Origin of the sequence: Flavobacterium tiangeerense (genome assembly GCF_007830355.1) — a bacterium.
Taxonomy (GTDB): domain Bacteria; phylum Bacteroidota; class Bacteroidia; order Flavobacteriales; family Flavobacteriaceae; genus Flavobacterium; species Flavobacterium tiangeerense.
Genome location: NZ_VLKO01000008.1, coordinates 62,330 through 74,462, shown reverse-complemented (window position 1 = coordinate 74,462; position 12,133 = coordinate 62,330). Strand labels below are relative to the sequence as shown.

Here is a 12,133-nt window from a genome sequence, read left to right as displayed (position 1 = left end):
AATCGTTTGATATGTTGGTAGTTATGAGCTTATTTTGAAAATAAAAAGAAGTAGTGTTTCTTTGTTGTACTACAGTGAGTTAGTCTTTTTTCTAGTCCTGTTTGTTAGAAAAGTTCTAATTGTTGAGAAGGTTTTTCAGGTTCTATTGGTTTTTTACCGTAAAAAAGTTCCATCATTCCAAATTGTTTATCGGTTATTTGCATTACACCAATTTTTCCATGTTCGGGTAAGTTGTTTTTTATTCGTTTGGTATGTACCTCTGCATTTTCTCTACTGGCACAAAAACGCATATAGATGGAAAATTGGAACATAGAAAAACCATCGTCTAATAATTTCTTTCTAAAAGTACTAGCAATTTTACGCTCTTTGCGTGTTTCGGTGGGCAGATCAAAAAATACTAATATCCACAAACTTCTATATTGGTTTAATCGGGTGTAGTGTTCGTCATACATAAACAGGATATAAAATTTTCCTTGCTGTTCCTTCAAAACATTCATGTAAGGAATGGGTTGTTCTGCTCATGGCAACCATCAACGGACTATTTTTTCCGTCTATTAAGACATCGATGGTTGCAATACTTAACAATTGTTTTTTAATTTCAATAGTCAGTTCGTCATAGCTGTCTTCCGTTTCCATAATGTGACAAACAATAAGATCAACATAGGGACGATAAGGCTCCATAATGTCATCCGCAAGGCAATAAGCATTGTATTTGTTGCGATGAAAGATGCCAAGAGTAGGTAACATTCCAGAGCTAACAAGCGCTCTTGCTGTAATCGCTCTTAAAATTGCATATCCATAATTCAATAAGTTATTGGGAGCAATTCCCTTTTGTCCTCTAGTGAAATTTTCGATTTTGATTAGGTTTTGCCAATAAAATACGGCTGCTCTCGATTCATGATTGAGCGCATCACCCGATGTGACTTCTTTTGACCAAAGTTCCATTTTCCGGCACGGAATTCCTTTTTCTTTGAGCAATCCTGCTTGGTTTGATATTTTAGAGCTAATGGTTTGCTGCCACAAATTCTTTTTGAGCGGAACCGAAGCGTTAATCTGGTTTTTAAAACGCTCCGTTTGTTCGGTATGACCACTAAGCGGCATTAATAGGCCAATGGGCATGTGGTATTGATCACAATTAATTAATGCCACATTATTATTGGTTAATTTTTCCAGTAGACCATTGGTTATCGTGATTTGTTGGTTTTCTAGAACAATTACGCCTATGTCTTCGATGGCCACGGTTTTAGTTTCTTGTTCCTTGTCTGGATAAGAGATTACTATTTGCTCGTTTTTAGTACTCAAATAAGCAGGATTACCGAAGAATAGGGTTCTTTTTATCATTATATCTTTTGGATTAAAAAATGATTATAAAATATTTTGGCTAAAGCCAATTATGATTTAATTTTTTTATTATGAATGGGCTAAAGCCAATCCAATTGATTTTAGGAATGTAAAGCATTTATTTAATTTTCAAATGTATTCTGCTTTTGAATTACAACCCAGATTTTCAATTGATTTTTGTTTTAAATTTCTTTTTCCTATTTAATTGCCTCCTGCTTTTGAATTGCCTCCTGCTTTAGCAGGAGGGATATAATAAAAAAGATTGCATAGCTTTAGCTAAATTCTAGTCTTTTTGAAATTGATATTTAGCTATGAATTCATCATATTCTTCTTGAAAGCTTTGTTTGCTGTGATGTTCCTCTTGTTTCTTAATATAATTCCGCACTTTATCAATCATAGATTCCGAAACCGAAACTGCAAAATATTCGTCTTGCCATTCAAATTTGTCTAAACACAATTTGTTTTTGTTAATCCAAAAGGATGATTCTCCTTTAATGAGTTGCATTGTCTTTTGAATAGTTTGATCAGCCCCTAAAGAAACCAGACAATGACAATGATCAGAATATCCATTCACAAAATCAACAAATATTCCTTTGTCTTTGGCGTTTTCTTTGATGTGATGCCAAACTTTTTGTCTTAATTCTTTGTTGTTCAGAAAAGGAATTCTGTTTTTTGTACTCCAAACAAAATGAATATAGGTTTTGATGTATGGCATAATTTATTGTTTATGTTGTCGATATTTTGGCTAAAGCCAATCTTAAATATTCGATATTCTCGATTGGGTTAAAACCCAATCCTATTGATTGTAATTGAATGTATAAAAACTCATTCTTATTGAATTTAAATCTTCCTGAATTATAAATTTATTCCAAATTTCTCAATTTCTCATTTTTGAATTTCCTCATTTTTGAATTGCCTCCAGCTTTTGAATTGCCTCCAGCTTTTGAATTGCCTCCAGCTTTAGCTGGAGGCGATAAGATTATTTATCTTGAATAGGCTTTAGCCAAAATATATTTGGCTAAAGCCTTATTTGGATTGTTTTATATTATCCAATGGGTTAAAACCCATTCCTATTGATTTTTAAATTAATATTCTCCAACATGAACAATTTTACCTAAATGATTAATTCGGACTTTTATTAAGGTTGATAATTCTTTCGGACTTCTAATTCTTTTGTAGGCAATATTATTTAGTTGAATATTATCTAATAATTGAGTTTCTAAATGATTTCTAAAAGTATAATCTTTTGAACCTAGCTTCTGAACCCTAAACATATTAGGACTAATCAAAACATAATTATTTGGATTCAATAAATCCATTTCGTGAGGATTAAAGCTTTCTGATGGAAAAATAAAAAACTCATTTTGTTTCATAGTAAACAAAAATTCCCAGCCCTTTTGGTGGTTTTTATTGATAACCGATAAACCTAAATTTCTGCGAATTACAGCATCATAAAACGAAACTACTTCTTCTTGCAAATTTCCTTTTTCATCTCTATAAATAGCCACATGATGATTGTTGCCCGTGCTTACAAAATCAACAGGAATTGGTTTGCCGTTTTGGTCTAAAATTTCATTACCCAAATGGTCTTTTTTGGTGTGCAAGGCTTGTGCGTTGCTCACGCCGCTAATGGTTACTCGTTTTATGGCAATACCTTTTTCTTTGTTTTGCCAAATTGGGTTGTCATCTAGGTTTACAAATGCTTTTTTGGGGTCATTGCCATATTCTTTTAATCTGTTTTGAAGAATGATTTTTAATTTTGAATCAATTACTTTATCAATTTTTAAATCAGGAGAAATGTCTTTTCTTATGGTGTAATTGTCTTCAAGCCAAACTGTTTTTACTTTTTCTGGTACTACAAGGTTGTCTTTAAGACTAGTGTAGATAGGTGTTTTTGTCAAAGCATTTTTGCCTGTGAACGCTTTTTTAGGATCGTTTCCGTTTTCTTTCAATCGCTTCAAAAGTGCTTCTCGATATTCTTTTTTGGCCACTTTTTCAATGTATTCTTCGGTGAAATTGGCACCTACTTTTTCTTCTTTGGTAACGTAGTGTTGTAGTTTGCCATAAACGGTTTCTTTGTGCAACTGTCCTCTTGGGGTTAGTTGAATTCTTTGGTTGGTTCCGCCACTTTTTTTGGTTTTATTTTTATTTTTGGTAACTACTTTGTTTTTGGCTTTGTATGAAATTAAAATATTTTCAAGTTGTTTTTTGGCTTCTTCCCTAAAATTAGACATCGGAGCAACAAAACGCAACTTATTATTTTTGTCTCTTTTTAAATATTTCTCTTCAATGCCCACAATTGATCGAGCTTTGTTTTCGCCTTGTGTTTTGGCGTTCAAATTGTTTAAATACTGAATGTAAGCAGGTTTGGTAAAGGCTACCGTAATGGCATCCATAGCATGATGGCGGTGGTCATTTCTTTTGGTCCAATCTTTTATTTTGTACAATCGTTCACCGTTTTTACCTTCCTCAATATGGGTTAAACCCAATTTATCATATTTCTCCCAGTTGAGTTCTTTCATTACATCAACCAATTCCCAATCTTCACGCAATTTATCGGTAACGCTGCCAATTGTTGCCGTTACATTTCTGGAAACTTCCAATAAAATTTCTTTGGCTTTCTTGGCAATGTATTGGGTTTCTCTTAATTGACGGTCAATAAATCCTTCTGGAATTTCATTGTCTGCCATCAAAAGTTTATTTTGCTTGGTACGGCTTATTTTTCCGAACAAACTTTTTACTCTTTTCTCGAATTGGTCAAATTCTTCGGCAGATAATTTTTCTTGTAAAAAGGAATAGGCAGTTTTATTGCTTTTATCAATATTTAATTGGCGTTCGCAAATTGTTTTATTAGCAAAACTATCATCAAACAAACGCGATTTTGGTATAATATGTTCAATGTCATATTCTTTGGTAAAAAGTTTTGAAGCTTCAATTGTTTTTCCGGTATAAATTGATATTCCTTCTGTTTCTTTCCAAAGTTTGTATCTTATAATGTCGTTTCTGGTCACTCTGGGTATTCCAAATTCGGTGCGGAGCAATTGTCTTATTTTGTCATGTTCGGCTGTACTTTTGTTAATAGCCTTAGTCATTTCATTTCGTTGTTCATTGTTTGCTTTCAATTCACGAGCCAATTCTACCCTTATTTCATCAGGTTTGCCCATTGCAGGATCTTTGATAATGGCATTAATCACGTTAATCATTTGATTGAGAATTTTCTCCACCACCGGATTTCGTAAACTATTTTTCTTGAGCAATTCTAAAGTTTCCTTTAAAACTCTATCATTATTTTGTTCTTTGGTCAATGAAGAGGAGTGATTGTAGCCCACCATCAAACAAGCCTTGTCATAAATATGCCCGTCCATCAAATGAGGCAATACTTTTTTTATTGCTTTGGCACTTAAACTACCATAATCAGCTTGTAGATTTATATTTAAAAGAAATGGAATGTGATTTTCTTTGAAACCAAATTTTGTCATTAAGGTTTTTTTCAAAGGTTCGTCTTCCTCTGACGAATAGAGTAAATGCCATAATTGGTAATACCCTTGTTTGTCAAAATCATCGCCTTGAATAGTTGGGTCAAAATCAAGAATAGCCGTATTGATTTCCAAATCTTTAAAAGCTGATTTGAAAATTTGTTTGATATCTATTGCATCCAATTTAGAAAAATCCAATTCGTCATAGCCTTCAAGGATTAAAATTTTCTCAAAAGCCTTAAAAATTTCAGTATTGGTTCTATTGCCTTCAATTTTTTTGAAATTAGCAGTATGGTTTCCTTTCTTCAAATCACAAAAAGCCATCATTTGGGCATCGGTCATACTTTCTTTAAAAAATAACTCTTGCGCAATCACGTTTTTTAATTCTTCGCTTAAAACAAAAGGCTCTTTGGTCGTTTCATTTTTGATAACAATGTTATTCAAATTCTGCCAAATCCTAAATTCCTGAAACAAAGGCGATGATTTTGGAATGGCTTTATGGCCTTTTTCAAATTCACAAAAACTAACCAAATGCTTTTGAGATTTCAATTTTCGTTGGTAAAAAATCGTAATATCTCTAACTTCTGATTTCAATTTTTCATTTAATTCGGAATGGAATTTTGCTTGAGTTTCCCAAATTTTTTCAAATTCATCCAAATAATCCTGACGGTAAAAAACTTGATTTTTTAGTTTGGTGTGTCTGTTTTCTTGAAGTTGTTTGTATTGAAATTGCCCAACTGTTTCTTGATTAAAGTACAATTCTTTACTTCGGTCGCTAATGGCGCCAAGATAACCGCTAGATTGATTAATTTGATTGTTGATTTCGGTAATAATAAAGGCCAAAACTTTCAAATCAAGTTCAATTGTCAATGCCTCATTTCTCCATTTGTAATGTTGTAATTTGGTTTCTTCTCTAGTTCCTTTATTTTCGGCAAGCGGAATATTTAATGTTTTTGAAAAATATTGAGAAGTTACCGTTCTAGCTTTGCCTTGAATATTTTCTAATAATTTTTCATTCATTTGTTCCGAATGAAATTGATTTTGAAAACGCACAATCTTTTCTAATTCCTTTTGCAAATCAGAACGATAAAAATCAGGAATGAATTTTCCACCTTTTGATAACGAATTATAAACCCATTGGCCTGGAGTCAAATTGTTTTCAAAAATTTCTTTAGCAATTTTCATTCCGTCAACCGCATCGCCTTCATCGGCAGTTTTGGATTTTCGGCTGCTTTTGTAACCTCGTTTTTTGTTGAGCATTAATAAAACTTGAACTAATTCTTCTTTGCTAACAGCTTTGGTTGCTGCTTTAGCTCTTAATTGATAGGATGAAAAAGTAGTTGCAGTTCCATTTTCTGCATAAACAAAATTGGCAGGAATGAATTTTATTTTGCTGAAAATTTCTAATAAAGCATTTCTTCTTAGCTTAAAACGTTGCAAACTTCTTCTCGCTCCACGCTTTAGGGTTCTATCTGCGTTTATAGAAATTGTATTTCCTTTTTTGAAGTCAGCTTCTTCATCTGTTGTAAGCGGTACAATCCGAACCCCAGTATTTATTATTAATGATGTTTCATTTTCATTTTCTGCTTCGTTAATAAAAGACCAACCAATTGATGTTGTCCCTAAATCCAACCCTAATATTTTCTTCATGTTTCATCCTATTTATTATAGTTATAAACTTACGAAAAATAAACTATTGATTTTACGAAAAATCTTATTTGCATTAAAAAAATATTTCGTAATATTGTAAGACAATTTTGAAGCAATTCACAATAAGGATTATTCCGTTGTGAAAACATTTAAAGCGGCCTCACAAGGGTCGCTTTTTCAATGGTATAATTTTAAAATTTATTGGTTTACTTAAGCAGTAGTTTCAAGGAATAAAAAATCCCTCAAATGAATTGTTTATTTGAGGGATTTTGCAATTATTTTCAAGGTTTACTTATTCCATATTTTCCACGCTTTTTCAGCTTGAAAAATAAGCATATCTAAACCATTTTTTGTTTGAGCGCCTTGTGCGGCAGCTTTTTTCAAAAATTGTGTTTCTGCGGGGTTGTAAATCAAATCGTAGGCAATGTGCTTCTCGGTAAAAAACGAATAGGGAAGTAGCGGGAAAGCGTCAGTATTTGGGCTTGTACCTACTGGCGTAGCATTAATTATGATTTGGTAATTATCAAATGTTGTAGCATTAATTCGATCATAACTTATACTTGTTTCAGTAGCTTCTCTTGATACAAATACATACGGAATGTCAAGCTCATCAAGAGCAAAAGCAACACCTTTAGAAGCTCCACCTGTGCCTAAAATTAAGGCTTTCTTGTGATGAGGTTGCAGTAAGGGTATCAGGGATTTTTTAAAGCCAAAATAATCTGTATTGTATCCTTTTAGTTTGCCTTTTTTTGTAACTCGAATGGTATTTACGGCACCTATCAGCGCAGCTTTTTTGGATAAGGAATCTAGATAAGGAATAACCGTTTCTTTGTACGGAATGGTTACATTAAGTCCTTGTATATCTTTGTTTTCAAACTTAATTGTTGGAAAATCTTGAATGTCTTGAATGTCAAAATTTTCATAAGTACAACCTTCAAAACCTGCAGCTGCAAATTTCTCAGTAAAATATTTTTTAGAAAAAGAATAACTGATGTTACGTCCTACTAACCCAAAACGTCTTGTATTACTCTCCGTCATTTGTACCCGTATATTTTTTGATGTGGTTTTGCACTGATTTTTTCTCCCAAACAGATGGGAAAGAATTTTTTAATAACTTTGAATTGGCTGCATTGAGACGTAAGGCATTACTCAAATGAAATTTTGCCTTCGTTGTATCGTTTAGTAAATAATATAAACCAGCTAATCGGTATTCAATTTCGTTTTCTTCAGGATAATATTCGGTAGCCTGCAAAAGTGTTTGAACAGCTGCCATAAACTCTCCTTGAAATTGTAAAATATCTACCCAAAAAAGCCAAACATCAAGGCTTGTTTCTCCATATTCAACTGCTTTTTTGTAGCCGAAGGTTGCTTCTTCAAAAAATCCCATTTTTTTGTTGATGCTTGCAAATCGTTTCCAATACAGTTTGTTTTGATTGTCAATAGCAAGGGCTTTGTTTACAAAATAGAGTGCTTTTTGATAGTTTTTTTGACGTACATAAAAATCGGTTATGGCAATCCAGCCTTTATCTAGTAAAGGATCTTCATGCACGGTTTGATTATAATATTTGAGAGCTAGAGCGGTATTGCCAAGTTTTTCATGACATTTTCCCATTCGCAACAGCGCATAAGAAGTTGCATCATCTAACTCAATAGTTCTGCTGTAACTTTCAACGGCTTTTTCATAATTTTTAAGACGTTCGTATGCCTTTGCTTTTTCCATAAAAGCACCTACAAATTCGTCGTCTATCAGCGTTGCGTATTCATAAGCACGTATAGCTTCTTCATATTCTTTTACGCTGTAATGTAAACGCCCAAGTTGGTGCCAAGCAATTTCACTATAAGGATTTTTATCAATGTATTCTTTTAAAAATTGAATTGCATCTTGATTTTGATCTAAAAATTCAAAGCAATATACCACGTTATACAACGCTGATTGATCTTCAAGATCTTCTTCAAGACAATTGATGAAATTGGTTTTTGCCAATTCAAAATTGTCCATAAACAAATACTCCATGCCTATTAAATTATACACATCGGCAAGATCATCTGTATATTTAAGTGCAATTTTTAAGAGTTCAACAGCTTTTTCATGTTGGTCTCTTTTAGAGCATATATTTGCTTTTTGAATGTATATTTCTTCATTATTGGGTTCAATAGCATACAACTCATTCAATATTTTTTCAGCGAGTTCTAATTTATCATCATACACAAGCATCTCGACTTGCACGAGTTTAAGCCCTGTTGCTTTAGGATGTTGTTCTAAAGCTAATTTGAGGGCTTTTTTTGCCAAAGTGGCTTTGCCCATATCCAGATAGTGAAGGATAATTTCTTCAAATTCTTCGGAGTCGAAAAAGAATACCTTGTTGGTTTTCAACATGGACTCAAATTTTGATAAGGATAAGTTATAATCTTCTTCTTCGTTGCTTAATTGCATACTTTGTGTTTTTAATTTAGCCTAACTAAAATTAGGTAATCGTGGGTGTACTGTGAGGGTAATTTAGAATTGTTGTGAACAATTTAATTAACAAAAAATACTTTAGTTAAAACGGAAAAAAGGAGTAGATCCTAATCGTGCATTTAAAGATTAATTCGTTCTCATCATTTCATCCATTACTTCTAGAATAATGCTACAACCTTCTCGTATTTCTTCCTCCGAAATGGTTAACGGGGGCGTAATCCTGATGGCGCATCCTTCAAAAAGGAGCCAGAATAAGATAAGTCCTCTATCTTGACATTTTAAAATAACCTCGTTTGTGATATCAGGGCTTTTAGTCATGGCGGCTAGCATCAATCCTTTACCTCTTATTTCTTTTATCAAAGGATGTACCAAAAGCGATCTAAATAATTTTTCTTTCTCAAGGGCTTCCTGTATGATATTAGTTTCTGTAATTTCTTGCAAAGTAGCTAAACAGGCTGCCGCTATGACAGGATGTCCACCAAAGGTAGTTATGTGTCCTAACTTTGGATTGTCACTCAACAAATCCATTTGTGCTGCTGAAGCTGTAAAAGCACCAACAGGCATTCCGCCACCCATGCCTTTTCCCATGACAACAATATCAGGGACCACATCGTAATTTTGGAACCCAAAAAGTTTTCCGGTTCTACCAAAACCCGGTTGAATTTCATCCAGAATCATCATGGCACCTACTTCATTACAGCGTTCTCTCACTTTTTTGAGATAGTCATTGTGGGGCTGAATGAATCCCGCTCCACCTTGAATGGTTTCTAATAATACTCCTGCTGTTTTGTGCGTTATTTTAAGTAAATCAGCTTCGTTATTGAAGGTAATAAACTCCACATCAGGGATCAACGGGCGAAAGACTTGTTTGCGCTCTTCAAATCCCATGACACTCATAGAACCCATGGTATTGCCGTGATACGCGTTGTGACACGAAATCAATTGACTTCTTCCGGTGGTTCTTCGGGCTAGTTTTAAGGCTCCTTCAATGGCCTCTGTACCTGAATTAACCAGATAGGTTTTGTCTAAAGGTGCTGGCAATAATGAGGCTAATAATTTACAATATTCTACAGCTGGACTTTGAGAATATTCGCCGTATACCATTACGTGTGAATATTTATCTAATTGATCTTTTATGGCTTGGTTGACTCTAGGATGCTGGTGGCCTAAGGCACAGGCTGATACGCCTGCTACAAAATCTAGGTATTTGCTAGAATCTGTTGCGTAGATGTAAGACCCTATAGCGTGTGACACCTCCATGCCTAGCGGATAGGGTGAAGTTTGTGCCTGGTATTTTAAAAAATCTGTATTCACAAATTATTGTTTAATCGTTTATTGGATACTTTTTTGTAATAGGTAACTTTTAATGAAACTATTTACTGAAAACTGATACTGTTCACTGTGACTGTAAACTGTGACTGTAAACTTTAGACTACTTCTTTGCTTTCTTTTTATCGTAATTCAGCGTTTCTTTCCTAATTTTCATGGGAATATTCCCTTTGCCTTGAGCTGATTTAGTGGCTTTGGCAATTTTTTCATTGTCTTCATTTTCTTCGGGAGGAAAAATATCGTCCTTTGATTTTATACGTTCATCGCCTCGCCATACTAAGCCTCGTAGTTTTCTAGCATTTTCGGGTAGTTCGTCTTCCGGGAAAATATCACCATCTACATCTTGAAAAAAAGTAATGTTTTCGATCTCATTATCAGCCAATACTAAATTTATTTTACTGCTTTTATTTTTGTTAATACCTATTAATTCTTGTGCTTCATTACGCATGTAGTAAATGACTTCTGCGTTTTTGATAATATCAACATCATGTAATTTTCCTTCTAGAAATTTCCCATATAGATTTTGTCCCTTGACTTGATTGTATCCTGTTCCCAAGGTGTCTTTTGAGAGAATAAAAGTATTTTCGAGTACTTTAAGAGAGTCTAATTTTTGAGTAGTTTTATCTCCTATCAAATGCATAATGTCGCCTGTAATTTGGTTTTCTGCGTTCCAAAGTATTGGATTTCCTATCATTTTTGTAAGTCCCATTTTGGTACTAGAATGTATCGAATCACATTTTCCACTCATATCCTTTTTGAAAAATCGGACGTTATTAAAGGCTCTTATGATTCTGTTTCCTTCTTTTCCAGTGACCATTAGTTTTTTTCCGTGAATATAAACCGAGTCATTTTCGACAAAATTTACTGCTACGGCTCTTTTAGTAACATACATAGAATCTTGTTTTTTAAACACTTCGGCATAATGTCCTTTGACAATACCGCGGTTTATAGAATCTGTTATTTTTACATTTCGAGTCGCCGATGCAAATTCTCTATTTCTATCATAATACAAACTGTCACCCTTAATCACTCTATCGTCATATTTGATATAAGATTTGTTTAGAAAGTGTGCTAGGTTCTTTTTGGTGTCATAAAATCCTTTTTCGGTGTAAATGTAATTGGCTTTACTGGTAATTGTTGAGGGTCCTAAAAGATACGAATGTCCTGAATTACTAAAATAATCCAAATGATTCGATTTGATCACATACGTAGGATTGGTAATCGTGACCGATGTCAAAAATCGAAACTTCTTTTCTTTTACATAATACCTACCTGAATTACTCTTAAGTGTATTGTCTTTATTGGTAATAGTTCCCGGTGTATCGTAATACGCTTCCTGAATATTTCGGTCAAAGTTGATTACATCTGTTACTAAGGTTGCGTCTGGCGAACTCATAATTGCGTCACCAGAAGCATATGCTTTTTTAACATTTGCATTATACTCGGCATATTTACTATTCAAAAACAAAGTATCTCCTTGTACCATTTGTACATTTCCAAAAGCTTTGATGTATTTTTCTTTTTTAAAATAATAAGCTTTGTTACAGGTAAGTACAATACCGTCGTGACTTGCTCGAACGTTTCCCATCAATAAAACCGCGTCTGGAACTTCTATGTCATTAACTTCTTCAAAATCGACATTTTCTATAACTATAACTTTTGAGGCTTGCGCCAAAACAAACTGCGAAATCAATAAAATTGCTAGTTGAGTAAGGAAAAAAAGTGTTTTTTTCAATGGATCTAATTTTTGTCAAATTTATGAAAAAGGAAACAATCCTAATCCATATTAGGATTTATTTATAATTTGTCAAAAACGGACTTTAAAGGATAGGTTTAGCTGCTAAAAGTTATCAACAAATAAAACTACTCTTTCGTTGTA

Annotated in this window: 8 protein-coding genes; all 8 read right to left on the bottom strand. The window is 33.5% G+C overall.

Annotation, left to right across the window (positions count from 1 at the left end):
• Nucleotides 1–104 precede the first annotated feature (104 nt).
• Nucleotides 105–452: a CRISPR-associated endonuclease Cas2 gene (gene cas2, locus IQ05_RS10310; RefSeq protein WP_144892671.1), complete on the bottom strand. Its 348-nt coding sequence runs from the start codon at nt 450–452 to the stop codon at nt 105–107.
• Nucleotides 445–1,341, bottom strand: a complete 897-nt coding sequence (gene cas1, locus IQ05_RS10305; RefSeq protein ID WP_144892669.1) for a type II CRISPR-associated endonuclease Cas1 — start codon at nt 1,339–1,341, stop codon at nt 445–447. The genes cas2 and cas1 overlap by 8 nt, the downstream gene beginning before the upstream one ends.
• 283 nt (nt 1,342–1,624) lie before the next feature.
• Nucleotides 1,625–2,056 carry an IS200/IS605 family transposase gene (gene tnpA / locus IQ05_RS10300; protein ID WP_144892667.1) on the bottom strand — a complete coding sequence of 144 codons (432 nt, stop codon included), beginning with the start codon at nt 2,054–2,056 and terminating at the stop codon, nt 1,625–1,627.
• A gap of 370 nt (nt 2,057–2,426) precedes the next feature.
• Nucleotides 2,427–6,467 carry a type II CRISPR RNA-guided endonuclease Cas9 gene (cas9, locus tag IQ05_RS10295; RefSeq protein WP_144892665.1) on the bottom strand — a complete coding sequence of 1,347 codons (4,041 nt, stop codon included), beginning with the start codon at nt 6,465–6,467 and terminating at the stop codon, nt 2,427–2,429.
• A gap of 288 nt (nt 6,468–6,755) precedes the next feature.
• Nucleotides 6,756–7,505 carry a shikimate dehydrogenase family protein gene (locus IQ05_RS10290; protein ID WP_144892662.1) on the bottom strand — a complete coding sequence of 250 codons (750 nt, stop codon included), beginning with the start codon at nt 7,503–7,505 and terminating at the stop codon, nt 6,756–6,758.
• Nucleotides 7,492–8,901 (bottom strand): tetratricopeptide repeat protein, encoded by a 1,410-nt coding sequence (locus tag IQ05_RS10285; RefSeq protein ID WP_144892660.1) that lies wholly within the window; start codon nt 8,899–8,901, stop codon nt 7,492–7,494. The genes IQ05_RS10290 and IQ05_RS10285 overlap by 14 nt, the downstream gene beginning before the upstream one ends.
• A 150-nt stretch (nt 8,902–9,051) precedes the next feature.
• Complete coding sequence (locus IQ05_RS10280) at nt 9,052–10,239, bottom strand: aspartate aminotransferase family protein (RefSeq protein WP_144892658.1); 1,188 nt, start codon at nt 10,237–10,239, stop codon at nt 9,052–9,054.
• A gap of 118 nt (nt 10,240–10,357) precedes the next feature.
• Nucleotides 10,358–11,989 carry an OstA-like protein gene (locus IQ05_RS10275; protein WP_144892656.1) on the bottom strand — a complete coding sequence of 544 codons (1,632 nt, stop codon included), beginning with the start codon at nt 11,987–11,989 and terminating at the stop codon, nt 10,358–10,360.
• Nucleotides 11,990–12,133 lie beyond the last annotated feature (144 nt).

Coding starts and splice junctions, on each gene's coding strand:
- cas2 (WP_144892671.1), bottom strand. CDS start 452: ATGTATGACGAACACTACACCCGATTAAACCAATATAGAAGTTTGTGG.
- cas1 (WP_144892669.1), bottom strand. CDS start 1,341: ATGATAAAAAGAACCCTATTCTTCGGTAATCCTGCTTATTTGAGTACT.
- tnpA (WP_144892667.1), bottom strand. CDS start 2,056: ATGCCATACATCAAAACCTATATTCATTTTGTTTGGAGTACAAAAAAC.
- cas9 (WP_144892665.1), bottom strand. CDS start 6,467: ATGAAGAAAATATTAGGGTTGGATTTAGGGACAACATCAATTGGTTGG.
- IQ05_RS10290 (WP_144892662.1), bottom strand. CDS start 7,505: ATGACGGAGAGTAATACAAGACGTTTTGGGTTAGTAGGACGTAACATC.
- IQ05_RS10285 (WP_144892660.1), bottom strand. CDS start 8,901: ATGCAATTAAGCAACGAAGAAGAAGATTATAACTTATCCTTATCAAAA.